Raw genomic sequence first — 25,682 nt, forward strand, 5'->3', positions numbered from 1 at the left:
ATTTCGTCGGTGGAAGTTACCCGCGTGTGAGCGCCGCGTAAAGAGAAGCCACATTCCTTTCCGTGTAACGGAGTTGAGCCGTCCGGATGATGGTCCGGGGCAGCCGGAATCCGGACGCGCGACGGTGTGGCCCGGTCCGGAGCGATGAGTTCGGCGGCGCCGGACGGTCTGATCCGGCGGAGGCCCGACCGCGGCCGCCCGGAGAGGTGTCACTCCCATGAACAAGAGCAAGGTCGTCCTGCACGTCACCATGTCGCTCGACGGCTTCATGGCGGGCCCCGATGTGAGCGTCGAGCACCCGATGGGCCGAGGCGGCCTGCGCCTGCACGACTGGATCCTGCGGACCCCCACCGACGAGGTCGACTCGGCCGTCGGCGAGGAGGTGTCCGCCGCCACCGGCGCGGTCGTCCTCGGCCGGCGCACCTACGACGTCGGGGTGGAGGTCTGGCAGGACACCCCCTTCCCGCTGCCGTGCTTCGTGCTCACCCACCGCCCCCTGGCGCCGTGCGGAATGAAGAGCGGCACCTTCACCTTCGTCCCCGACGGCCTGGCCGACGCACTGCGCAGGGCCGAAGCCGTGGCCGGCGGCAAGGACATCGCGCTGATGGGCGCGGACGTCGCCCAGCAGGCGCTCGCCGCGGGCCTCCTCGACGAGATCAACCTCCAGCTCGCGCCCGTGCTCATGGGCGACGGACGGCGGCTCTTCGAACACCTCGGCGCGGACCGCGTCGAACTGGAGCGGACCAGACTCCTCGCCTCGCCGCGCGTCACCCACCTGCGCTTCCGGATCGACCGCGGGAACTGACCGGCGCGGACCCCGTCCGCCACCGTCCGGACAGGGGACCGACAGGTTCGTCGCATAGCCTCGTGACAGGGGACACCGCATGCGACGGGTGTCCACGGCGAGGGGAAGACGATGCTCGGACGGGACACGCGGCTTCTCGCGAGTGCCATGATCGTGGCCTGTCTGGCCCTGGTCGGCCCCAGCACACCCATCGGCGCCCTCGTCTCAGGTGCGCTGCCCGCCCGGGGCGCCGAGGACGTCGTACCCAACCGGGTCCTGACCTGGAACCTCTGCAACCCGTGCGACGAGAGCAACGTCGAACGGGCCGCCGAGATCGCCGCGTACGCGCCCCAGGTCATCGGCGTGCAGGAGGCCTGTGTCAGCGACGTGGAGCGGATCCGGGAACATCTGGAGAACCTGCACGGGCTGGTCTACCACGTCGAGTACGGCGCGGTTCTCAGGAACTGGGGCCGCTGTGGCGGACTGCCGTGGAACCCGGGAGGCTACGGGCAGGCGATCCTGTCGGCGTCGCCCATGACGGACCACGTCAGCGTGGAGTACCCCGAGGGCGGATCCGAGGACCGCGGGTACATGGCGGTCACCACCGAGGTGGCCGGCCGGCCCGTCCGCGTCTTCAACACCCACCTCGCCGAGCGGCGCCAGGAACCGATCCGGGAGGCCCAGACCCGCGTGCTCGCCGCCGCCGTCGCCCGCTACGACCGGGCCCTGGTCATCGGCGACTTCAACGCCGTCCCGGACGCCCCCGAACTCGCGCCGATGTGGAAACTCGCGGTCGACGCCGACCCCGACTGCCACCCCTCGCCCGGCGCCGGCTGCGCCACCACGACCGACTGGCAGAGCAAGTTCGACTACATCTTCCTCCGCGACATCACCCCGCTCACCCAGCGGGTACGCCCCACCGAGGTCTCCGACCACGACATGGTGTACGCGGACCTGGCCCCGCTCACCTGACCCCTTCCGGGGTCCTCACCTGGGGGTTTCACCGCCGGGCACGGTCCGAGGGCGGGCTGACACCGGAGTGCGACCGTGCTGAAAGCGGGCGCGCGCAAGCTCTGCTCATCAGGAAAGCGGAGCGGCCCCGCAGCGGGGGCGCCACGGACCCACAGGGAGCAACCAGCCATGACCGTCACCCCCGCCCTCACCGACCAGGACAAGAACACCCTGCGCACCGCGGCCTACGGCGCCGTGTCGCTGATCGCCGCCACGGCCGGCTCGGCCCACAAGGCGGCCACGCACGGATCCCTCGCCCTCGCCACGGCCGTCGGCCCGGTCGGGCACGTGCTCGCCGAGCGGTCCGCGGTCCGAGACCTCGGCGGGAGGTCCGTGGCGGAACTCGCCGACCGCGTACTGCCCGCGCTGACGGCGGCGATGGGTCTGCTCAAGGAGCGGCATCCGGCCGAGGCGGACGACTTCCGCGGCATCGTCCTGGTCGCCGTCGAAGCGGCGGCGCGGGTCAGCAAGGGCGGGCCCGGTCCCGTCGCGGCCGACCTGACGCGCAGGATCACCGGCGCCCTGGACGCCGCCTGACCGGACGCGGGGGAGGGCCGGACCGGTTCGGCCGGCCCCCCGCCGCGTCCTTCGGTCACTGCCGCTTCTCGACGTCCTTCACCGAGGACGGTCCCAGCTGCTTGGCGTCGGCGTACTCCGGCATCGACATCGGCTTGTCGAACAGGAAGAACGACTGGTTCGTACCGACCGTGAACTCCATGTACGCGTTCGTCGTGGCGTCGAAGCCGTAGTACGCGTTGCACGTGGAGCCCGAGGTGTACGTGCCGTCCATGCCGGGCTGCGCGAGGACCGCGATGCCGTTGGAGGAGGACTCCACGCGCTCGGTCGGCGTGAGCATCTTGCAGCGCGGCACCGGCAGGCCCTTCATGATGAAGTACCCGTACTCGCCCTTGGCGTTCTGGATGTAGACGTACGACAGTTTCCCGCGTTTGCCCCATGTGCTGACCCATTGGTTGATCGCCTCGCGGGTCGGCGAGTACTCCATGCGGCCCGCCGGCTGCTGCGCCACGAGACGGTCGTAGTTCTCCTGCTTGGCCGCGTTCTCCTTGTCCTGGCTGGAGTCGTCGGTGCAGGACGTCAGGGCGACGCCCACGACGAGCGCGAGGACGGTGGCCTGTGCCATGCGTACGAACTTCTTCATGCGGTGCTGCCCTCTTCCCTGGGTGCGTCGGGGATCAGTCGGTGCAGGTGGTGCGCTCGGCGTCGAGGTCCAGCCGGTACGGCAGGTCCTTGTCCCGGAAAGCGGCGCGGTGCTCCTGGGCCGCCTTCGAGTTGTAGGAGTTGACCGACTCGATCCGGGTCGTCGTCAGCGCCGTGATCGACTGGTCGATGTGCGTCCTGCGCGTCTCCGAGGCCGTGTCCCGCTCCTCCTGGAGCGCCTCGATCGTCCCCTCCGCGTTCTGCGCGGCGGCGCACAGGTCGAAGAACTCCTCGTACGTCGTCTGCCGGAACTCGCCCGAGGCGACGGTGTTCTCCCGCTGGTCCGCCTCACCCCGGAACGGCGCCGTGATCCAGGCCGCGCCGCCGAAGGCGAACACCCCGACCACGTACAGCACCGCCAGGCCGACGATCCCGGCGACCGCGTACGCCCCTAACCGTGCTCCCTCTCGTAGCTGCCCCACGACAGGCCCCCTTCCCAGGCGGTCCCCGGCGTGGAACCACCTCCCGCGAAGGAGGACACGAGGCCCGAGTGAACGGTTCCGCCTCCCCGCGGTGTTGTCGCACGGGCGTTCGTTCTAGCCTGGCCTGATGATCGATGCCGACGACGGTGACGAAGAGGCGCGCGCGATCCGCGACTTCTGGGGCGGGCTCGGGCTGCCCGGGCTGATCGACGTGCACACCCACTTCATGCCGGAGCGCGTGCTGCGCAAGGTCTGGGAGTACTTCGACACCAACGGGCCGCTGATCGGCGGACTGGGGTGGCCGATCACCTACCGCGAGGAGGAGACCGAACGGACGGCGGTGCTGCGCCGGTTCGGGGTGCGGGCCTTCACCGCGATGCTCTACCCGCACAAGCCCGGCATGGCCGAGTGGCTGAACGGCTGGGCGGCCGACTTCGCCGCCCGCACCCCCGACTGCCTGCACACCGCGACCCTGTTCCCCGAGCCGGGCGTCGAGCACTACGTCCGCGCGGCCGTCGAGTCGGGGGCCCGGGTCTTCAAGGCCCATGTGCAGGTGGGCGACTACGACCCGGCCGACGAGCGCCTCGACGCCGCCTGGGGAGTGCTGGCCGAGGCCGGTGTCCCCGTGGTGACGCACTGCGGTTCCGGACCCGCGCCGGGCAAGCACACCGGCCCCGAACCAGTGGCCCGCGTCCTGGCCCGCCATCCCCGACTGCGGCTGATCGTCGCCCACATGGGCATGCCCGAGTACGAGGAGTTCCTGGGCCTCGCGGAACGGTACGACCACGTCATGCTCGACACGACGATGACGTTCACCGACTTCTCCGAGTCCTTCATGCCCTTCCCGCGCCGGGCCCTGCCCCGGGTCGCCGCCCTCGGCGACCGCGTTCTGCTCGGCTCCGACTTCCCCAACATCCCCTACCCCTACCTGCACCAGCTCCGAGCACTGGAAGGGCTGGAGCTGGGCGGGGAGTGGTTGCGGGCGGTGTGCCACGACAACGCGGCCCGGGTGTTCGGGCTGTAGCCGCTGTCTGGGGCGGCTTCTGCGCCTAGGGGGCGCTGACCTGCGCGGTGGACCCTCGGACGACCAGTTCGGGTTCGTAGAGCAGCTCGCCCATGGGGACCTCGCTGCCCTGGATCTGCGCGACGAGCAGGTCGACGGCGGCCCGGCCCATGGCCTCGATGGGCTGACGCACGGTGGTCAGCGGGGGCTCGGTGCAGGTCATGAACGCGGAGTCGTCGAAGCCGACGACCGACACGTCGCCCGGCACCTTCAGCCCCGCGCGGCGTACCGCCCGCACCGCCCCGAGCGCCAGGGGGTCGCTGGCGCACACGATGCCGGTCACACCGCGCTCCAGCAGCCGGGCGGTGGCGGCCTGGCCGCCCTCCAGGGAGAACAGCGTCCGCTCGACGAACTCGTCGGTCAGTTCGCGGCCCGAGGCGGTGGCCGCCCGCTGGGCCGCCGCGAGCTTGCGGCGCGAGGGCGCGTGGTCGCCGGGGCCCAGGACCAGGCCGATCCGTTCGTGTCCCAGGGAGACCAGGTGCCGCCAGGCCTGCTCGACGGCGACCATGTCGTCGCAGGACACCGTGGGGAAGTCCAGCCCTTCGGTCGGCGCGTTCACCAGCACCACCGGGATGTTCCGCTCCTGGAGGAGGCGGTAGTGCTCGTGGGAGGCGTCGGCCTGGGCGAACAGGCCGCCGGCGAAGACCACCCCGGACACCTGCTGCTGGAGCAGCAGCTCGACGTAGTCGGCCTCGGACACCCCGCCCTTGGTCTGCGTGCACAGCACCGGCGTCAGCCCCAGCTGCGCCAGCGCGCCGCCGATGACCTCGGCGAACGCGGGGAAGATCGGGTTCTGCAGTTCGGGGAGGACCAGCCCCACCAGACGCGCGCGCTCACCGCGCAACTGGGTCGGCCGCTCGTACCCCAGGACGTCCAGGGCCGTCAGCACCGACTGGCGGGTCGCCTCGGAGACCCCGGGCTTGCCGTTGAGGACCCGGCTGACCGTGGCCTCGCTGACCCCCACCTTCTTCGCCACCTGAGCAAGTCGTCGCGTCATGCGCGCAAGACTAGCGCAAATTCTGCAAGCCGCTTGCCTTTGGTAGTCAGACAGCCGTTCCGGCCCGCGCCGGGGCCCGGGGTGGAGCGGTCCGGGTGGGCCTCAGCCTTCCGCAGCCCATCGCGCCTCGGCGACGGGCTGCAAAAGGTGCTGTCATTGTTGAAATCAAGGTGGAAGTAGTGAGGAAATTCCTTGCATCACCGGTCTTGCGTCATTGCCTCACCGGCTCGGTTCACCAGGTCGAGGGTGCCGGGGGAGGCACGACCGGAGGGCGGTCGTCACAGGTGATGGTGTTGGGCAGCAGCCACGCGCCGAGCCATCCGCCGTCGTTGCCGCCCCGGTCGGCCAGGGTGAACTCCGAGCCGGTCGGCGGGAAGTTGAACGACCCGCAGTTGTTCACCCCGACCGCGCCGACCCCGCGGGCGTCGACGTTCTCGAAGGTGGCGGACCCCTTGACCCGGGCGCTCACGACCGAGGTGCCCGTCCCGTCGACCCGGACGTCCTTGAAGTGCACGTTCGGGATGGAGTACCGGTCCTTCACGCCGTACTCGCTGACGAGCATGATCGCGTTGTAGGTGCTGTCGAGGTAGTGGTCGCCGGTGACGCGCACGTCCGCGTCGATGCTCCCGTCGAGGGCGTAGAACCAGATCGAGCCCAGTCCGATCCTCCAGTTCAGGTCGAGGGTGCCCGCGCGGACGGTGGTGTTGTCGGTGAAGTCGAGCCGCCCGGCGAACGCCTCGGAGCCGAACCGGGCGCCCGCGTGCAGCCCGCTGCCCTCGCGCACCGGGTCCGCGACGAGGTTGCCGGCGACGGTGTTGTCCCGGCCTCCGTAGACCGCGATGCCGTTGGCGAGGACGGGGGACTGGACGGTGTTGCGGGAGAAGACGTTGCCGGTGTTGGCCGTCTTCTCGGACCACATGGCGAGTCCGTCGTCGCCGGTGTTGCGGACGAAGTTGTTGTGGACGAGCGAATCGGTCACGCCGGTGTGGAAGTTGAGCGCGTCGGCGATCTGGTCGGTGATCACGTTGTTGGTGACCCGGACGTTCGACATGGGTCCGTCGAACCAGAGGCCGACCTTGGTGTGGTGGATGTACAGCCCGTCGATCGTGGAGTCGCTCATGGCTCCGCCGACGCCGTTGACCTGGTCGGTGTCGATGCGCTCGCGTACGTCGCCCTCGATGGCGAAGCCGGAGAGGTGGACGTCGCGGCTGCCGCCGTCGGCGGCGCTCTTCCCGTAGAACCCGACGCCGGTGTGCAGCGAGCCGTCGGGCGCGGGCTCGTCCAGGGTGACCTGGCGGCCCTTGACGATCGTGTGCCAGCTGCCGGCGCCCTTGACGGTCACGTCGTCGACCACGATGTGCCGGCTGACGCTGAAGGTTCCGGCAGGGAGATAGACGGCGCGGCCGGTGCGCCGGGCCACCTCGACGGTTCGCTCGATGGCCGGTGCGGCGTCCCTGCGGCCGGTGGGGTCGGCGCCGAAGCGCCGGACGTCGATGCCTCTCGGGTCGACGTACGCGGGCTTCACCAGTTGGGAGTCGAGCAGGTCGACGACCGTCCAGGCGGCCGGGGCACCCGCGGGCACGGTGAGCCGTACGCGTTCACCCGCGCGGAACGTCCGGTCCAGGAGCAGGCGTTGCTCGTCGTAGAAGTGGGTGGGCCGGAACGGCTTGGAGATCCGCGGGGGTTCCTCGGCCTGCGAGGGCACGCAGGAGCACTCGGTGATCCACCAGTCGGGGTGGAGCAGGTCGGCCTGCGGGTCGTTGGTGAAGGGGTACTGGTTGTAGAGCCAGGAGTACGCGGAGGTGAGCTTCATCGAGGTCTGGTGCCCGCCGGACACGGACACCCGGAGCGGGGAGGTGATGCCGCCCCCGCCGGGCGCGTCCGGGATGCTGTAACGGACCGTCAGCGCGTTCGCGGCGCGCGGCAGCACGAACTCGACGTACTGGCCGGGCAGCAGTTTCACCGCCTTCCGTCCCGACGCCTCGGACGGCAGCGTGTACGGCGTCCGGTCGGGGCCGATGACCTCGCCGTCGGTGCGGGCGTTCTCCGCCTCCTGTTCGTCGAAGTCCACGGCGGCCCCGCGGCCCGCGACGAGCGCCGGGTCCAGAGCGGCCCGGGTCACGACCGGTGCCCGGTGGCGGTCCGGGGCGTCGGGCCGGGCGGGTGCCGCCGAGGCCGCGCCCTGGAGCAGGGTGGCGACCGCGAGCGTCACCGACAGGAGAGCCGCGGCCCTCGTGCCGCTGTCCGACCGGCGTTGAGCATGTCTCCTGAACATCGTGGCTCGCTTCTGTCGGTGGCGGGAGCGCTGGGACAGTAAGCGCGCCATGTCCGGTCACACAAGGTGTGCGCACACTTTTGCGTTCTTGTGTGTGGAGATTGAGTGACAACTCTCTCCAAGTTGCGCCCTGCGGGAGCGTTCCCAACTTCCCGTCGCGTCACGGCCGTTGACAAAGCCGTCACCCGGTAGAAACCTGTGGCTCATGTGATGCAAAAGATTGACTGAATACCTCAAAAGATCAAAGTGCGCACTGTGAATTGTCGCCAGGCCGCCGTCGGTCACCTGGTGACGAGCCCTGTCGTGGCCGACGTCCCCACACCTGGAACAAGAGGGTTGTCCATGAGATGGAAGCGGCATTGCTGGCGCACGCTCGCCAGTACGGTGATCGGCGGCATGATCGCGGTCGGTCTGCTGCCCGTCACCGCGCAGGCGGCCGACGGGCCGAACCTGGCGCTCGGCAGACCGGCCACCGCCGGCGGGACACTGGGCGGGTTCCCGGCCGCCAACGTCACCGACGGCAGCCAGGCCTCGTACTGGGAGGGCCCCGCGGGCTCGTTCCCGCAGTGGGTCCAGGTGGACCTGGGCGGCGCCACCGAGGTCACCGAGGTGTCCCTGAAGCTGCCGACCGCCTGGGAGGCGCGCACCCAGACGCTGAGCGTCCTGGGCAGCACCGACGGGACGTCGTTCAGCGCCCTGTCGGCGTCCTCGGCCCGGGCCTTCAACCCGGGCGGCGCCAACACGGTGAACATCGCCGTCCCCGGGACCAGCGTGCGCTACGTACGGGTCCAGGTCGCCGCCAACACCGGCTGGAACGCGGCCCAGCTCTCGGAGCTGGAGGTGTACGGCACCGGTGACGACCCGGACGACCCGCCTCCGGTGGACGGCACCAACCTGGCCCGGAACAAGCCCATCGAGGCGTCCTCGACGACGCAGACGTACGTGGCGGCCAACGCCAACGACGACAACACCGGCACCTACTGGGAGTCCGCGGGCTTCCCCTCGACCCTGACCGCGAAGCTCGGCGCCAACGCCGAACTCCAGGCCGTGGTCGTCAAGCTCAACCCCGACGCCGTCTGGGGCGCACGCACCCAGAGCATCCAGGTGTGGGGACGTGAGCAGAACGCGACCGGCTTCACCTCCCTCAAGGCGCGGGCCGACTACGGCTTCAGCCCCTCGGGCAACCGGAACACGGTCACCATCCCCGTCACCGGACGTTACGCCGACGTACGTCTGGAGCTGTTCTCGAACACCGGGGCCCCCGGCGGACAGGTCGCCGAGTTCCAGGTGGTGGGAACCGCCGCGCCGAACCCCGATCTCACCGTCACCGGCCTCACCTGGACCCCGGCCTCCCCGTCGGAGGCGGACGCCGTGACCGTCGAGGCCACCGTGCGCAACAGCGGCACCGCCGCCTCGGCCGCGACCACCGTCGACATCAGCCTGGAGGGCACCGTCGCCGGAACCGCCCAGGTCGGCGCGCTGGCCGCCGGGGCCTCGGCCACCGTGCCGGTGAACGTGGGCAAGCGGCCCGCCGGCAGCTACGCCGTGACGGCGGTGGTCGACCCGACCGACACCGTCGCCGAACAGGACGACACCAACAACAGCCGGACCGCCGCGTCCAAGCTCGTCGTGGGCCAGGCACCCGGACCCGACCTGGTCGTCACCGGCATCACCACGAACCCCGCCAACCCCGCGGTCGGCGCGCAGGTCGGCTTCACGGTCTCCGTACAGAACCGCGGCACCAGCGCGGTCACCACGAACACGGTCACCCGGGTGGTCGTCGGCAACACCCTGCTGAACGGCACCACGGGCCCCATCGCCGCGGGCGCCACCGCCTCGGTGCCGATCAGCGGGACCTGGACCGCCACCAACGGCGGGGCCACCCTCACCGCCACCGCCGACGCCACCGAGGTGCTCGCCGAGACCAACGAGGGCAACAACGTCTTCGCCCGCTCCGTCGTCGTCGGCAGGGGAGCGGCCGTGCCGTACACGGAGTACGAGGCGGAGGCCGCCCAGTACAACGGCACGCTCCTGGAGACCGACGCCGAGCGGACCTTCGGGCACACCAACTTCGCCACCGAGTCCTCCGGACGCAAGTCCGTGCGGCTCAACTCCACCGGTCAGTTCGTGGAGTTCACCTCCACCAACGCGGCCAACTCCATCGTGGTGCGCAACTCGATCCCGGACGCGGCGGGCGGCGGCGGGCAGCAGGCCACCCTCAGCCTCTACGCCGACGGCCAGTTCGTCCGCAAGCTCAACCTCTCCTCCAAGCACAGCTGGCTGTACGGGTCCACGGACGACCCCGAGGGCCTGACCAACACCCCCGGCGGTGACGCGCGCCGGCTCTTCGACGAGTCCAACGCGCTGCTGACCCAGACCTACCCGGCCGGCACCAAGTTCCGCCTGCAGCGCGACGCCTCCGACACCGCCTCCTACTACATCGTCGACCTCATCGACCTGGAGCAGGTGGCCCCCGCGGCGACCCAGCCCGACGGGTGCACCTCCATCACCACCTACGGCGCCGTGCCCAACGACGGCATCGACGACACGGCCGCCATCCAGCGGGCCGTGACCGCCGACCAGAACGGCGAGATCGGCTGCGTCTGGATCCCCGCGGGGCAGTGGCGCCAGGAGCAGAAGATCCTCACCGACGACCCGCTCAACCGCGGCACCCACAACCAGGTCGGCATCCGCGACGTCACCATCCGCGGCGCGGGCATGTGGCACTCCCAGCTGTACACCCTGACCCCGCCCCACCAGGCGGGCGGCATCAACCACCCGCACGAGGGCAACTTCGGCTTCGACATCGACGACAACACCCGGATCTCCGACATCGCCATCTTCGGCTCGGGCACGATCCGCGGCGGCGACGGCGGCGCCGAGGGCGGTGTCGGCCTCAACGGCAGGTTCGGCAAGAACACCCGGATCAGCAACGTGTGGATCGAGCACGCCAACGTCGGCGTGTGGGTGGGCCGCGACTACTCCAACATCCCCGAGCTGTGGGGACCCGGAGACGGCCTGGAGTTCACCGGGATGCGGATCCGCAACACCTACGCCGACGGCATCAACTTCGCCAACGGCACCCGCAACTCGTCCGTCTACAACTCCTCGTTCCGCAACACCGGCGACGACGCGCTCGCGGTGTGGGCCAGCAAGTACGTCAAGGACCAGTCGGTGGACATCGGCCACGACAACTCCTTCCGCAACAACACCGTCCAGCTGCCCTGGCGGGCCAACGGCATCGCCGTCTACGGCGGTTACGGCAACAGGATCGAGAACAACATCATCTCCGACACCATGAACTACCCGGGGATCATGCTGGCCACCGACCACGACCCGCTGCCCTTCTCCGGGCAGACCCTCATCGCCAACAACGCCCTGCACCGCACCGGCGGGGCCTTCTGGGGCGAGGCGCAGGAGTTCGGCGCGATCACGCTCTTCGCCGCCTCCTCCGACATCCCGGGCGTCACGATCCGGGACACGGACATCCTCGACTCCACCTATGACGGCATCCAGTTCAAGAACGGAGGGGGATCGACACCGGGTGTGCAGATCCAGAACGTCGACATCGACCGGTCCAACAACGGTTCCGGCATCCTGGCGATGGGCGGCGCCAGGGGGAGCGCGACCCTGACGGACGTGACCGTCACCAACTCGGCCCAGGGGCACGTGGTCGTCGAACCAGGGTCCCAGTTCGTGATCAACGGGGCCGCCTCCTAGCCCCTTCCTGCGGGCACCTGACGCCCCAGGGCCTCCTCACGGGCACCTGACGCCCGAGGGCTTCCGCGGCCACCGCTCCGGTGACCGCGGAAGCCCGCTCAGCCATGCCCGCCGTCAGGTGTACCACGGCCCTGCGCACACCCCGGTCTCCCAAGTGAAATCACCGACTCCGAACCGGTAGACGAAGCGACGGATCTCTGCAACTCTCCGATCGCTCAACGAAAAAATGAAACGTTGAGCGTCTCGCACTTCCGACTGAGCCGTGCCCCGCCGTCCGCAGGGCGGGCGGGGCCGAGATCGGGGACAGATGAGAACCCAGCACTGGAGATCACGGAGCATCTGCGCCGTGATCGTCACCAGTCTCCTGGCTCTGGGCACCACGACGCTGTCGGCCTCCGCCGCCGGAGGCCCCAACATCGCCCTCGGTGACCCCGCCGCCGCCAGCAGCACCCAGTCCGGCTACGGCGCCGCCAACGTGACCGACGGAAACCAGGCCACCTACTGGGAGGGCGCGGGCGCGTCACTGCCCCAGTGGGTCCAGACCGACCTCGGCGCCACCACCCGGGTGGACGAGGTCGTCCTGAAGCTGCCCGCCTCCTGGGAGAGCCGCAACCAGACCCTCTCCCTCCAGGGCAGCAGCGACGGCACGAGCTTCACCACGCTCAAGACCTCCGCCACGTACGCCTTCACTCCCGGCGACGGCAACACCGTCACCGTGGCCTTCCCGGCCGCCCAGACCCGCTACGTCCGCGTCAACGTCACCGCGAACACCGGTTGGCAGGCGGCCCAGCTCTCCGAGTTGGAGGTGCACTCCGCCGACGGCTCCTCCGGCAACCTCGCCGCCGGCCGGACCCTGACCGCGAGCGGCAGCCAGGGCGGCTACGGCACGCCCAACGCCAACGACGGCAACAAGGCCACCTACTGGGAGTCCGCCAACAACGCCTTCCCGCAGTGGCTCCAGGCCGACCTCGGCGCCGGCCGCAGCATCGACCGCGTGGTGCTCCGGCTGCCGGACGGCTGGGGCGGCCGCAGCCAGACCCTGAAGATCCAGGGCAGCTCCAACGGCACCGCGTTCACCGACCTCACCGCGTCCCAGGCATACGCCTTCAACGCCGGGAACGGCCAGTCCGCGACGATCTCCTTCGACCCCACGACCACCCGGTACGTCAGGGTCCTCGTCACCGCCAACACCGAGCACCCGGCGGCACAGATCTCCGAGCTGGAGATCTACGGCCCCGCCACCGGTGACACCCAGCCGCCGACCGCCCCCACCGGCCTCGCCTACACCCAGCCGGCCACCGGGCAGATCAGGCTCACCTGGAACGCCTCCACCGACAACACCGGTGTGACCGGGTACGACGTCTACGCCAACGGGGAGCTGCTGACCACCGTCTCCGGCAGCGTCACCACCTTCACCGACACCCGCCCGGCCGGCCAGACCGTGTCGTACCGGGTACGCGCCAAGGACGCCGCCGGGAACGAGTCCGGCGACAGCAACACCGTGACCCGCATCGGCGAGTCCGGCGACACCCAGGCACCCACCGCGCCGGGCAGCCTCCAGTACACCGAGCCCTCGGCCGGGCAGATCCGGCTCGCCTGGACGGCTTCCAGCGACAACACGGGCGTGACCGGCTACGACGTCTACGCCAACAACGTCCTGCGGGACAGCGTCGCCGGGAACGTCACCACCTTCACCGACACCCAGCCGGCGTCGGCGACGGTGACCTACCAGGTGCGCGCCAAGGACGCCGCGGGCAACGTGTCGGCGTTCAGCAACTCCGTTACCCGCAACGGTACTTCGGGCGGGTCGAACCTCGCGGTCGGCAAGCCGATCGAGGGCTCCTCGACGACGCAGACGTTCGTCGCGGCCAACGCCAACGACAACAACACCGCCACCTACTGGGAGTCGGCCGGCCTCCCCGCGACGCTCACCACGAAGCTGGACGCCAACGCCGAGGTGAGCAGCGTCGTGGTCAAGCTCAACCCGGACGCGGCCTGGGGCGCACGCACCCAGAACATCCAGGTCCTCGGCCGTGAGCAGAGCGCCTCGTCCTTCAGCAGCCTGGTCGCCGCCCGCGACTACGCCTTCAACCCGGCGTCGGGCGCGAACACGGTCACCATCCCCGTGGCCGCGCGCGTCGCCGACGTCCAGCTCCGCTTCACCTCCAACACCGGCGCGCCCGGCGCGCAGGTCGCCGAGGTCCAGATCATCGGCACCCCAGCTCCCAACCCCGACCTCGTGGTCACCTCCCTGACCACGACGCCGTCCGCGCCGGTCGAGTCCGACACGATCACCGTCTCCGCGGTCGTCCGCAACAACGGCGACGCCGCCGCGGCCGCCAGCAGTGTCGCGCTGCGCCTGGGCGGCACCAAGGTGGCCTCGGCGGACGTCGGCGCCCTCGCCGTCGGGGCGCAGACCACCGTCACCGCCTCCCTCGGCGCCCGGGACGCCGGCACCTACCAGCTCAGCGCCGTCGCCGACGAGGGCGAGCGGGTCATCGAGCAGAACGAGAGCAACAACACCTACACCAGCCCCACTTCGCTCGTCGTACGGCCGGTGGACAGCTCCGACCTCGTCGTCTCCTCCGTGACGACCTCGCCGTCCAGCCCGTCCGCCGGGCAGAACGTGACCTTCAAGGCCACGGTCAGGAACCATGGCACGGTGGCCTCCGCGAGCGGTTCGCACGGGCTGACCCTGACGCTGGTCAACTCCTCCGGCGACACCGTCAGGACGCTGACCGGCGCGCACAGCGGCGCCCTCGCCGCGGGTGCCTCGGCCACCGTGGACCTGGGACCGTGGACCGCGGCCAACGGCTCCTACACGGTGAAGGTCACCGTCGCCGCCGACGGCAACGAGCTACCGGTGAAGAGGGAGAACAACACCACCTCACAGCCCCTGTTCGTCGGACGCGGCGCCAACATGCCGTACGACATGTACGAGGCGGAGGACGGCACGGCCGGCGGAGGCGCCGCCGTCGTCGGGCCGAACCGCACCGTCGGTGACATCGCCGGCGAGGCGTCCGGCCGCAAGGCGGTGAACCTGGACGCGACCGGCGAGTACGTCGAGTTCACCACCCGCGCAGCGACCAACACCCTGGTCACCCGCTTCTCCATCCCGGACGCCGCGGGCGGCGGCGGCATCGACTCCACCATCAACGTCTACGTCAACGGCACCTTCAAGAAGGCGATGCCCCTGACCTCCAAGTACGCCTGGCTGTACGGGGCGGAGGCCTCGCCGGGCAACGCGCCGTCGGCGGGCGGACCCCGGCACATCTACGACGAGGCGAACATGTTCCTCGACGAGACGGTGCCCGCGGGCAGCAGGATCCGTTTGCAGAAGGACGCGGCGAACACCTCGACGTACGCGATCGACTTCATCAACACGGAGCAGGTCGCCCCCGTCGCCAACCCCGACCCGGCCCGCTATGTCGTCCCGGCCGGCTTCACGCACCAGGCCGTGCAGACCGCCCTCGACCAGGCGCGCATGAACACCGCCTACGAGGGCGTCTACCTGCCGCCGGGCACCTACGAGACCGGCAGCAAGTTCCAGGTGTACGGGAAGGCCGTGAAGGTGGTCGGCGCCGGACCCTGGTACACGAGGTTCAAGGCGCCGTCCACGCAGGAGAACACCGATGTGGGCTTCCGCGCGGACAACACGGCCAAGGGCTCGCTGTTCCAGGGCTTCGCCTACTTCGGCAACTACACCTCGCGCATCGACGGACCCGGCAAGGTCTTCGACTTCGCGAACGTCACCGACGTCACCATCGACGACATCTGGAACGAGCACATGGTGTGCCTGTACTGGGGCGCCAACAGCGACCGGATCACCATCAAGAACTCCCGCATCCGCAACATGTTCGCCGACGGCGTCAACATGACCAACGGGTCGACGGACAACCACGTGACCAACAACGACGCCCGCGCCACCGGCGACGACAGCTTCGCGCTGTTCTCCGCCATCGACGCCGGCGGCGCCGACATGCTGAACAACGTCTACGAGAACCTCTCGACCACGCTCACCTGGAGGGCGGCGGGCCTCGCCGTCTACGGCGGCTACCGCAACACGTTCCGCAACATCCACATCGCGGACACGCTGGTCTACTCGGGCATCACGATCTCGTCGCTGGACTTCGGCTACCCGATGAACGGCTTCGGGACCGAGCCGACGACCTTCGAGAACATCTCGATCGTCCGGGCCGGCGGGCACTTCTGGGGCAACCAGACCTTCCCCGGCATCTGGGTGTTCTCCGCCTCGAAGGTCTTCCAGGGCATCCGGGTCAACAACGTCGACATCGTCGACCCCACCTACAGCGGGGTCATGTTCCAGACGAACTACGTCGGCGGTCAGCCGCAGTTCCCGATCAAGGACACCGTCTTCACCGACATCTCCATCACCGGCGCCCGCAAGAGCGGGGACGCCTACGACGCCAAGTCCGGCTTCGGGCTGTGGGCTAACGAGATGCCCGAGGCGGGGCAGGGGCCGGCGGTCGGTGAAGTGACCTTCAACGGCCTGACGATGAGCGGCAACGCGGTGGACATCCGCAACACCACGTCCACGTTCCGGATCAACAGAAACCCGTAGTTCCCGAGCGGGCGCACACACGCGCTTGCAAGCCGCCGAGGCCCCTCCAGGGCCTCGGCGGCACTGTCGTGCCCGTGAGGGCCCACGCCCGCGGGCGAGCCGCCCACGGTCGCACCAGGGATTCCCCCGCCTCGTCGAAAGTTTGCAGCGGCTTACCTGTGCATCGTGCGCCGATATGAGAGGGAGCGGGCCCGTGCAGCCGATCAGCTTCAGAGTCTTGTCGAGCAATTACGAAATCAGCGCGAGATCTTGCGCTCACTTGTCGGTGGTGGTTGAGTGTGCCACGCCTCACAGCGCATCAGCGATGGGGCGACTTCCACGCACATGCCCGAAGGGGGCCACTCATGAGAAGTGCCCGGATCCGCCGTGTCCGCCGTGTCTGCGCGGTCACCCTCGTTTCCGCACTCACGCTGACCGCGCTCGCCGCCTGCGGCACCAGCAGCAGTAACGACAGCGACGACGAGTCCGGGAACAACTCCTCGGCCGACCCGTCCGCGCCCCTGGACCCCAAGACGAAGGTGACGATCACCATCGACTGCATGCCGCCCAAGGCGAAGGCGGCGGAGCTGAAGGAGTGGAACGAGGACGTCGCCGAGTTCAACAAGACGTACCCGAACGTCACGATCGAGGGCCGCTCCACCCCCGGACAGTGCCTGGAGCCGCCGCGGTTCACCGCCATGCTCAAGGCGAAGTCGCAGCCCGACGTGTTCTACACGTACTTCACCGACCTGCCGCAGGTCCTCGACCACGACGGCGCGGAGGACATCACCGCCTACGTCAACGACAAGTCGGTGCCCCTCCTCAAGGACATCGACCCCAACGTCCTCGGCTCGCTCCAGCACGAGGGCAAGCTCTACGGCCTGCCCACCAGCAACTACACGATGGGCCTGCTCATCAACCGCAAGCTCTTCAAGGACGCCGGCCTCGACCCCGACAGCCCGCCGCGCACCTGGGAGGAGGTCCGCACCGCCGCCAAGAAGATCGCCGACCTCGGTGACGGCGTCGCCGGATTCGGCGAGTACAGCGCGGGCAACACCGGCGGCTGGCACTTCACCGCCCAGATGTACAGCGTCGGCGGCGAGGTCGTGGACGCGAGCGGCAAGAAGGCCGCCTTCAACACCGACCTCGGCAAGCAGGTCGCCGAGAACCTCCACGCCATGCGCTGGGAGGACGACAGCATGGGCAAGACCCAGCTGCTGAAGTGGGGCGACCTGCAGAAGCAGATCGCCACCGACAAGCTCGGCATGTTCCTCGCCGCGCCCGACGACATCGCCTACATGGTCCAGCAACTCGGAGCCGAGTACGAGAACTTCGGCATGGGCCCGATCCCCGGCGGCAAGGCCACCCTGGCCGGCGGCAACAACTACATGATCAAGAAGGGCATTTCGTCCGACAAGGTCAAGGCCGCGATCGCCTGGCTGAACTTCAAGAACCTCACCGTCGGCAAGGGCCAGTTCGACTGGGCGCGCACCAAGGCCGACAAGCTCCCCGTCGGCGTCCCGCAGCCCAACTTCTGGCTGAACGAGTCCAAGACGAAGGACGACGCCGCACGCGCCGAGAACGCGACCATGCCCGTCGCCAACTTCAGGACGTTCATGGACAACCCCGTCGCCGGCAAGGCCGAACCGGCCAAGGCGCAGGAGGTCTACAAGGTCCTCGACAACGTCATGTCCGGCATCCTCACCAACGAGAAGGCCGACATCGACAAGCTCCTCGACACCGCGGAGTCCCAGGTCAACCAGGTCCTCGCCACCGGCTGACCGGCATCCCCGGCCGGGGCGGGCTCCACCCCCGCCCCCGCCGGGCCGCCGCGCACCCCGGACCACCCCGGCCCGTGTCAGACAGCAACCCGGCCATCAGCACCAAGGAGCGACGATGTCGGCCCCGAGCCTGACCCCGACAAAGGCGAACACCCCCCGCCGCTCGACCCCGCCCCGAGCGGGCTCCAGGCCCGACGGCGGCCGTTTCGCCAAGGAACTGCGCCGCAACGTCACCGCCCACGGCTTCCTCATCGGCGCGGTCCTCTGCTTCGCGTTCTTCTCCTGGTACCCGATGATCAGGGAGTTCCTGCTCGCCTTCCAGAAGACCGAGGACGGCACCACCACCTGGGTCGGCCTGGACAACCTCCGGACCGTCGTCAACGACCCGGCGTTCTGGCAGGCCTGGCGCAACACGCTCCTGTTCACGGTGCTGGCCCTGCTGCTGGGCTTCGTGGTGCCGTTCGTCGTGGCCCTCGTCATCAACGAGTTCCGGCACGGCCAGGGCTACCTGCGCCTGCTGGTCTACCTGCCCGTCATGCTCCCGCCGGTCGCCTCGGTCCTGCTCTTCAAGTACCTCTACGACCCCGGCTACGGCCTGCTCAACGAGGTGTTCGGCTTCCTCCACCTGCCCGAACAGCAGTGGCTCCAGGACCCCGACCTGTCCATGCTCTCCGTGGTCGTCGCGGCGACCTGGATGAACATGGGCGGCGCCACCCTCATCTACCTCGCCGCCCTCCAGGGCATCCCCGGCGAGCTGTACGAGGCGGCCGAACTCGACGGCGCCGGCCTCCTGCGCAAGATCTGGCACGTCACCATCCCGCAGACCCGCCTGATCCTGTCGCTGATGCTGCTCATGCAGATCGTCGCCACCATGCAGGTCTTCGTCGAACCCTTCCTGCTCACCGGCGGCGCCGGCCCCGAAGGATCCACGACGACCGTCGTCTACCTCATCTACCAGTACGCCTTCAACTTCAACAACTACGGCGCCGCGGCGGCGCTCGGCCTGCTCCTGCTCGTCCTGCTCGCCGCGTTCTCGGCGGCGTACGTCAAGCTCAGCCGCTCCGAAGACGAGTAGATCCGGAGAGACCCCATGTCCACACGCACCCTCATCTCACCGGCCCAACTCGCCAAGCCCCGCGGCCGGTTCCTGTACTGGGCCACCTTCGCCGTCGTCGTCGGCGGCTTCACCCTGGTCTTCCTCGGCCCTCTGTACTGGCTGGTCTCCAGCGGCTTCAAGGACACCCAGGAGGTCATCCGGACCCCGCCGACCCTGGTGCCCGAGTCCTTCACCCCCGAGAACTACAGCCGCGCCTGGGAGGTCATGGACCTCGCCACCCTGCTGCTGAACACCTGCTTCTACGCCTTCGGCGCGCTCGCCTTCCAGCTCGTCCTCGACGTCGCGGCCGCCTACTCGCTCTCCCGGCTGCGCCCGGTGCTCGGCAAGGCCATCCTCGGCATGATGCTGGCCACGCTGATGATCCCCGCCACCGTGCTCGTCGTACCCCAGTACCTGACCGTCCTCGACGTGCCGATCTTCGAGCGGAACCTGCTCAACACACCGTGGGCGATCTGGCTGCCGTCCGTCACCAACGCCTTCAACATCTTCCTGCTCAAGCGCTTCTTCGACTCCATCCCCCAGGAACTGCTCGACGCGGCGGCCATGGACGGCGCCTCCCCGACGCGCATCCTGTGGTCGATCGTCCTGCCGATCTCCCGGCCCATCCTGGGAGTGGTGTCCATCTTCGCCGTCGTGGGGATCTGGAAGGACTTCCTCTGGCCGATGCTCACCCTGCCCGACCCGGCCAAGCAGACCCTCAACGTCGGTATCTACTCCCTCTCCAACGGCGTACCGGTGAACGTCCTGATCGCCGCGCTGACCATCGCCTCCCTGCCGACCCTGCTCATCTTCCTGGTCTTCCAGCGCAACATCATGAGCGGCCTGACCGCCGGCAGCCTCAAGGGCTGACCCGCGCGCGGACCATCCGCCCGGCCCGCTCGTCCACCATGAAGCCTTCGCCGCCGTCCCGTCCGACCACGCCCCGCAGCGTCCGGGACGGCGGCGAAGAACCAGCCCTGCCCGAAAGGACCGTCACGTGGCAGCCCCTCTCCCGCCCCGCACCGACGACTGGTGGCGCGACGCCGTCATCTACCAGGTGTACCCCCGCAGCTTCGCCGACGGCGACGGCGACGGCTCAGGTGATCTCGCGGGCGTACGGGCGAGACTGCCCTACCTCGCCGAACTCGGCGTCGACGCCATGTGGTTCACCCCCTGGTACGCCTCGCCCATGGTCGACGGCGGCTACGACGTCGCCGACTACCGGGCCGTCGACCCCGCCTTCGGCACCCTCGACGAGGCCGAGAAGCTGATCTCCGAGGCCGCCGCCCTCGGCATCCGGGTCATCGTCGACATCGTGCCCAACCACGTCTCCGACCAGCACCCCTGGTTCCGGGCCGCCCTCGACGCCGGCCCCGGCAGCCCGGAGCGCGCCCGCTTCCACTTCCGCCCCGGACGCGGCGAACACGGCGAACTCCCGCCCAACGACTGGCCGTCGGAGTTCTCCGGCACCACCTGGACCCGGGTACCCGACGGCGAGTGGTACCTCCACCTGTTCACCCCCGAGCAGCCCGACCTCAACTGGGCCCACCCCGAGGTGCGCCGGGAGCACGAGGACATCCTGCGCTTCTGGTTCGAGCGCGGAGTCGCCGGAGTCCGCATCGACTCCGCCGCCCTGCTCGTCAAGGCCCCCGAACTCCCCGACCTCGCGGCGGGCGCCGACGTCCACCCGTACGTCGACCAGGACGAACTGCACGACATCTACCGCTCCTGGCGGGCCGTCGCCGACGAGTACGGCGCCATGTTCGTCGGCGAGGTCTGGCTGCCCGACGCCGAGCGCTTCGCCCGCTATCTGCGCCCCGACGAACTGCACACCGCCTTCAACTTCAACTTCCTCACCTGCCCCTGGGAGCCGGCCCGGCTGCGTGCCGTCATCGACGCCACCCTCGCCGAGCACGCCCCGGTCGGCGCGCCCGCGACCTGGGTCCTGTGCAACCACGACGTCACCCGGACCGCGACCCGCTACGGCCGCGAGGACACCGCCTTCGACTTCGCGACCAAGGCGTTCGGCACCCCGACCGACCTCGCGCTCGGCACCCGGCGGGCCAGGGCGGCCGCCCTGCTGACCCTGGCCCTGCCCGGCTCGGTCTACCTCTTCCAGGGCGAGGAACTGGGACTGCCCGAGGCCGACATCCCGCGCGAACGCATCCTCGACCCCATGCACTACCGCTCCGGCGGCACCGACCCGGGCCGCGACGGCTGCCGCGTCCCGCTGCCCTGGACGCAGGAGGGCCCGCACGCGGGCTTCGGCACCGACGGGCCGAACGAGCCCTGGCTGCCCCAGCCCGCGCACTGGGCCGCGTACGCCGTCGACCGGCAGAGCCTCGACGCCTCGTCCATGCTCGCGCTGTACCGACAGGCGCTGCTGATCCGCCGTACCACCCGCGGCTTCGGCGACGGCACGATGAACTGGCTGCCCTCACCGGACGGCGTGCTCGCCTTCGCCCGCTCCCAGGGCGTGCGGTGCGTGGTCAACTTCTCCGACGACGCCGTCGCCCTGCCGGAACACCGGGAACTGCTGCTCGCCAGCGGCCCGCTCGACGGACACGGGCGGCTGCCGCGGGACACGGCGGTGTGGCTGCGCGTGTGACGCCCCGCGCGACCGGGAGCCCGGACCCGGCGAGCCGCCCCGCGAGGGCGGCATCCCGGCCGGGCCCGGTGACCCGGGGCGCGTAAACTCGCAGAATGTCTCCCACCCCGCCCCGGGCCAACCTGTCCGGTGTCCGCGCCCCCAAGCAGGAGCGCAGCCAACGCTCCTTCGACCGAGTGCTCGACTGCACACTGGAACTGCTGGGCGAGAAGGGGTACGCGGGGTTCACCCTCACCGAGGTCAGCCGCCGCAGCGGGGTGTCCGTGGGGTCGATCTACACCCGGGTCGACGGCAAGGACGAACTGCTCAGGGCGGCCCAGGCCCGCTTCCACGACCACATGCTGGAGGTGGGTTCCCAACTCACCGACCCCGCGCGGTGGGAGGGCGCCGGCCTGGGCGAACTGCTGCCGGGACTGGTCGCGGAGTTCTCCGTGCTCCTCCAGCGCGAGGGCAAGGTCCTCGGCGCGTTCCAGCAGCGCGGCGCCATCGACGAGGACGTCGCCCGGCTGGGCAAGGCCGAGTACCTGGACATGCGGGAGCGGTTCACCGCCCTGCTGCTGACCCGCCGTGACGACATCGGCCACCCCGACCCGGAGCGGGCCGTGATCTCCTGCTTCACCACCGTCTACGCCGTCCTGGCGCGTGCCCTCGCGCTGGACGTCGCGCCGACCGCGGCGGAGGGCAGCGATCTGCCGGTCCTCGTCGAGGATCTCGGCTCCATGTGTCTGGCCTTCCTGCACCACACCGCCCGGCCCTGAACTCGGGGCCGGGCGACGCTCACGCCCTGCCCGGGCCGTCGGCCGGTGCCGCGCCCGGGCCCGGCAGAAGCCGGCCCTCCGCGTCCACGTACACCGCGAAGCGCTGGAAGACGTCCCGGCTGGAGCGGGCGATCCTGATCTCCCAGCAGCCCTCGCGGACGGCCCAGCCCCGCTCGCTCCACTCGGAGAACGCCCGGGGGTCCAGGCCGACCTCCACGCAGCGCTCCTCGCCGGGCGCGAGACGGGCGGTGGCGAAGCCGGCCAGCTGCTGTTCGGGCCGGCCGGCGGGCGTCTCCCGGCCGGCGTCCAGCGGAGCGAGGTACACCTGGACGACTTCCTTGCCCGCGCGGTCGCCGTGGCAGCGCAGGGTGGCCGAGACGGTCGCGGTGTCGCCCGCGGTGCCGGGGCTCAGCCGGGCCGAGCGCCAGCGGATGTCGGCGTAGCCGAGGCCGTGCCCGAAGGCGTGGCGCGGCCGGATGCCGTGCCGGTCGAAGTGGCGGTAGCCGGTGAGGAGCCCTTCGGGGTAGGCGAGCCGGCCGTCGCCGTCGGGCGCGGTCGACAGGGCGCCGTGGTCCGCGTCCCGCAGGGCCAGGGTCACGGGCAGGCGTCCGCCGGGCTCGCTGCGGCCGAGCAGGACGTCGGCGACGGCGGGTCCGTACTCCTGCCCGGCGAACCAGGTGAGCAGCACGGCCGCGGCCTTGTCGGCCCAGGGCATGTCGACGGCATAGGGCGCGTTGACCACGACCACGGTGCGCGGGTTGGCCTCGCACACCCGGCGGATCAGTTCCTCCTGGTCGGCGGGGAGCGCCAGGCTCGTGCGGTCCTGGCTCTCCAGCGAGCTGTCCTGGGTGACCCCGGCGAAGACGACGGCGGTGTCCGACTCCCGTGCCGCCCGGACCGCCCGGTCCAGGAGGCCGTCGGGGACCGGCGCGCGCCCGCCGAAGGACAGACCGTGGGCCCGCCTGCCGCCGCCGAGGCGCATCTCGACCTCGATCCGCACCTGTCGGCCCGCCGTCAGTTCGACCGGAACGCGGGTCACCTCGCCGCGCAGCAGTGCCCCCATCACATCGGCGGGCAGGGCGCGGGAGCCGCCGGTGCCGACGCTCTCGCCGTCGACGCGCAGCGTCACCGATCCGGTGCCGGCGATACGGAAGTCGTAGGTGCCGGTCCGAGCGGGGGTGAGCAGGCAGGAGGCGCGGACCAGGGCGCTCTCCTCGGACGGCAGCTCGTCGAGTGCGCCGATCCCGGGCAGCTCCGTGAACCAGACGACGAGATGGGTGTTGCGTACGTCGCGGAACAGGGGTGCCGAGGGCGTGCCGTCCGCGGCGAGACGGTGGTAGGTGACCGTGAAACCGGGCTGCGTGGGGTCGTCGGCCGCCACGGGGGAGAGCGGGGCCAGGGGCGGCACGCGGTCGCGCGCCTCGGTGCCCTGCTCGTGACGGATCCGGCCCGCCCCCGCCTCGGCCCGGAGCGCCTCCAGCGGGGTGCGGACCCGTGGGTCGAGGGAGACACGGGCGAAGGTGCCGCCCTGGAGGACGGGATCGGCGGCACCCGGGCCCACCACGGCCAGCGTGCCGCCGTCGGTGAGCGAGGGCAGCGGCAGCAGCGACCGGTCGTTCTTCAGCAGCACGAAGGCGTCGGCGGCCGCCCGGCGCAGCAGCTCCCGCGCCGCCCGCGGAGCCCGGCGGGGGTCCGCCTTCACCGCGGTGCGCCGGGACAGCTCCGCCAGCCGCGCCGCCGTCACCTCCAGCCGCTCCCGGGTCGCCTCCCCGGCCCGGACCGCGTCGGCGGCCCGCGCGCCCAGTTGCCGGGCGGGGCCCGGCATCTCCAGGTCGAGCCCGGCCGTGAGGGAGGCGGTGGTGGAGTGGGTGCCGAACCAGTCGGACATCACCACGCCGTCCCACCGCCACGTCCGGCGCAGCACCTCGTCGAGGAGCCCCGGGTGCTCGGCGCAGTGCACGCCGCCGACCTTGTTGTAGGCCGCCATCATGGTCCAGACGCCGGCGCGCGCAGCGGCTTCGAACGGGGCCAGGTACACCTCGTGCAGCGTCTGTCCGTCCACCCGCACATCCAGCCGGTGCCGGTCGGTCTCCGAGTCGTTGCACACCAGGTGCTTGGCGCAGGCGGCGACGCCCTTGCTCTGCAACCCCTCGATCCAGGCCGCCCCGAGCGCTCCGGCGAGGCGCGGGTCCTCCCCGAAGTGCTCGAAGGACCGGCCGCTCAGCGGGCTGCGGGTGAGGTTGAGGTTGGGGCCGAGCAGGATGTCGACGCCGTACTCGGCCGCCTCCTCGCCCAGCAGCCCGCCCACCTCGCGCACCAGCGCGTCGTCCCAGGTGGCGGCCAGGGCGGTGGCGCAGGGGGTGAGCAGGGCGATGTCCCGCTCGTCCAGGCGCCCGCCGGTGACGCCCATCGGGCCGTCCACCAGGCGCAGGGCGCGCACGCCGAGCGCGGCACCGGAATGGGTGCTGTGCATGTCGGCGCCGGCCGTGAGGCGGGCGAGATCGTCGACAGTCGTCATCGTGGGGGAGGTCCTCGGTAGGGGAGCGGCGGGGGTGGAGGCGGGGCCGGTCAGACGCCGGCCGGAGCCGGGCTGTGCGCGCGGGCGAACTCGTACACCTGGCCGCCGAGGAGGTCCAGCTGGGCGGCGGCCGGGGCGACGCAGGTGCCGTCGCCCGCGAAGAGCGGGCCCTGGGCCGAGTTCAGCATCACGCCCAGCGGCGTCGGCCAGCCGCGCATCGCGTGCACCACGGAACGCAGCGCCGCCAGCGTGGTGCCGCCGGCCTGCCAGCCGGCCGCGGTCACCACCAGGCCGACGGCGCGCCCGTCGAAGTAGACGCGGCTGTCGTCGCGGAGGTCCTCCAGCAGGTCCAGGGCGTTCTTCACCAGGCCGGAGAAGCCGCCGTGGTAGCCGGGGGAGCCGATCACGATGCCGTCGGCCCGGCGGACCGCCTCCACCAGGCGGAGCTGTTCGGCGGTGCGCTCGGGGCGTTCGGGCGCGTAGTGCGGCAGGGCGGCGAGGAACGCCCCGCCGAAGTGCTCGGTGTGCGCGCCCCGGGCCCCGGCGGCGTCGAGGGCCGCGCGGACGGCCAGCTCGCTGCTGGAACCGGGCCTGGTGGTACCGCCGATACCGACGATGAGGTGGCTCATGGAGGGACTTCCTTCTTCTTGCGGTCGGCGCCGCGGAACCGGGGCGTCACGCGGTAGGCGAAGCCGTGATCAGAATGTACATTCTGAAAGTAGGCGGGCCCGGCGGATCGAGTCAACCCTTCCCAGCCCTTTAACAGAATCAGAATTTTGTATTGACTTCGCCCGGGGCGGCATGACAGCTTTCCGGCCATAGCCGCCGCGCCGAGCCGCGCAGTGCCGCGACCGCGACGTCCCCGCTCTC

17 protein-coding genes are annotated in these 25,682 nt (G+C 70.6%); 11 read left to right on the plus strand and 6 right to left on the minus strand.

Going from position 1 to position 25,682, the window contains the following annotated elements; translation table 11 throughout:
- The first annotated feature begins 217 nt into the window (after positions 1–217).
- The 3 genes from ABT296_RS05800 (at position 218) to ABT296_RS05810 (ending at position 2,332) form a co-directional block, all read left to right on the plus strand.
- Positions 218–805, plus strand: coding sequence for a dihydrofolate reductase family protein (locus ABT296_RS05800; protein WP_351923621.1), 588 nt, complete (start codon positions 218–220; stop codon positions 803–805).
- A 111-nt stretch (positions 806–916) separates the two neighbouring features.
- Positions 917–1,756 (plus strand): endonuclease/exonuclease/phosphatase family protein, encoded by an 840-nt coding sequence (locus tag ABT296_RS05805; RefSeq protein ID WP_351923623.1) that lies wholly within the window; start codon positions 917–919, stop codon positions 1,754–1,756.
- A gap of 168 nt (positions 1,757–1,924) precedes the next feature.
- A complete protein-coding gene (locus ABT296_RS05810) occupies positions 1,925–2,332 on the plus strand; it encodes a hypothetical protein (RefSeq protein ID WP_351923625.1) in 408 nt (135 codons plus the stop codon).
- A gap of 55 nt (positions 2,333–2,387) precedes the next feature.
- Here ABT296_RS05810 and ABT296_RS05815 read toward each other — a convergent pair whose 3' ends face one another.
- Together ABT296_RS05815 and ABT296_RS05820 are read right to left on the minus strand one after the other, a co-directional pair.
- A complete protein-coding gene (locus ABT296_RS05815) occupies positions 2,388–2,954 on the minus strand; it encodes a hypothetical protein (RefSeq protein WP_351923627.1) in 567 nt (188 codons plus the stop codon).
- Between the two features lie 34 nt (positions 2,955–2,988).
- Positions 2,989–3,435 carry a hypothetical protein gene (locus ABT296_RS05820; RefSeq protein ID WP_351923629.1) on the minus strand — a complete coding sequence of 149 codons (447 nt, stop codon included), beginning with the start codon at positions 3,433–3,435 and terminating at the stop codon, positions 2,989–2,991.
- A gap of 127 nt (positions 3,436–3,562) precedes the next feature.
- Between ABT296_RS05820 and ABT296_RS05825 the strand changes: the two genes are divergently transcribed.
- Positions 3,563–4,459 carry an amidohydrolase family protein gene (locus tag ABT296_RS05825; protein WP_351923631.1) on the plus strand — a complete coding sequence of 299 codons (897 nt, stop codon included), beginning with the start codon at positions 3,563–3,565 and terminating at the stop codon, positions 4,457–4,459.
- Between the two features lie 25 nt (positions 4,460–4,484).
- Here ABT296_RS05825 and ABT296_RS05830 read toward each other — a convergent pair whose 3' ends face one another.
- On the minus strand, positions 4,485–5,495 hold the full coding sequence (locus ABT296_RS05830; protein WP_351923633.1) for a LacI family DNA-binding transcriptional regulator: 1,011 nt from the start codon (positions 5,493–5,495) through the stop codon (positions 4,485–4,487).
- A 232-nt stretch (positions 5,496–5,727) separates the two neighbouring features.
- On the minus strand, positions 5,728–7,770 hold the full coding sequence (locus ABT296_RS05835) for a glycosyl hydrolase family 28-related protein (protein WP_351923635.1): 2,043 nt from the start codon (positions 7,768–7,770) through the stop codon (positions 5,728–5,730).
- A gap of 342 nt (positions 7,771–8,112) precedes the next feature.
- On the opposite strand from ABT296_RS05835, the gene ABT296_RS05840 reads away from it, so the two are divergent.
- The 7 genes from ABT296_RS05840 (at position 8,113) to ABT296_RS05870 (ending at position 22,294) form a co-directional block, all read left to right on the plus strand.
- Positions 8,113–11,490, plus strand: a complete 3,378-nt coding sequence (locus ABT296_RS05840; RefSeq protein WP_351923637.1) for a CARDB domain-containing protein — start codon at positions 8,113–8,115, stop codon at positions 11,488–11,490.
- Positions 11,491–11,797: 307 nt separating this feature from the next.
- The gene (locus tag ABT296_RS05845; protein ID WP_351923639.1) at positions 11,798–16,072 is read left to right on the plus strand and encodes a discoidin domain-containing protein; all 4,275 of its coding nucleotides are present in this window, start codon (positions 11,798–11,800) and stop codon (positions 16,070–16,072) included.
- A gap of 344 nt (positions 16,073–16,416) precedes the next feature.
- The gene (locus tag ABT296_RS05850; RefSeq protein WP_351923641.1) at positions 16,417–17,832 is read left to right on the plus strand and encodes an ABC transporter substrate-binding protein; all 1,416 of its coding nucleotides are present in this window, start codon (positions 16,417–16,419) and stop codon (positions 17,830–17,832) included.
- A gap of 115 nt (positions 17,833–17,947) precedes the next feature.
- Positions 17,948–18,907 (plus strand): carbohydrate ABC transporter permease, encoded by a 960-nt coding sequence (locus tag ABT296_RS05855; protein ID WP_351923643.1) that lies wholly within the window; start codon positions 17,948–17,950, stop codon positions 18,905–18,907.
- Positions 18,908–18,922: 15 nt separating this feature from the next.
- A complete protein-coding gene (locus tag ABT296_RS05860) occupies positions 18,923–19,798 on the plus strand; it encodes a carbohydrate ABC transporter permease (protein WP_351923645.1) in 876 nt (291 codons plus the stop codon).
- Between the two features lie 127 nt (positions 19,799–19,925).
- Entirely contained in the window at positions 19,926–21,536 is a 1,611-nt protein-coding gene (locus ABT296_RS05865; protein WP_351923647.1) for a glycoside hydrolase family 13 protein, read from the plus strand.
- A 95-nt stretch (positions 21,537–21,631) separates the two neighbouring features.
- Entirely contained in the window at positions 21,632–22,294 is a 663-nt protein-coding gene (locus tag ABT296_RS05870; protein WP_351923649.1) for a TetR/AcrR family transcriptional regulator, read from the plus strand.
- Positions 22,295–22,313: 19 nt separating this feature from the next.
- On the opposite strand, the gene ABT296_RS05875 is transcribed toward ABT296_RS05870, so the two are convergent.
- Together ABT296_RS05875 and ABT296_RS05880 are read right to left on the minus strand one after the other, a co-directional pair.
- A complete protein-coding gene (locus tag ABT296_RS05875; RefSeq protein WP_351923651.1) occupies positions 22,314–24,812 on the minus strand; it encodes a glycoside hydrolase family 3 protein in 2,499 nt (832 codons plus the stop codon).
- A gap of 50 nt (positions 24,813–24,862) precedes the next feature.
- Positions 24,863–25,441 carry an NADPH-dependent FMN reductase gene (locus ABT296_RS05880; RefSeq protein WP_351923653.1) on the minus strand — a complete coding sequence of 193 codons (579 nt, stop codon included), beginning with the start codon at positions 25,439–25,441 and terminating at the stop codon, positions 24,863–24,865.
- Positions 25,442–25,682 lie beyond the last annotated feature (241 nt).

Source organism: Streptomyces sp. NPDC000983 (genome assembly GCF_040299205.1).
GTDB lineage: Bacteria > Actinomycetota > Actinomycetes > Streptomycetales > Streptomycetaceae > Streptomyces.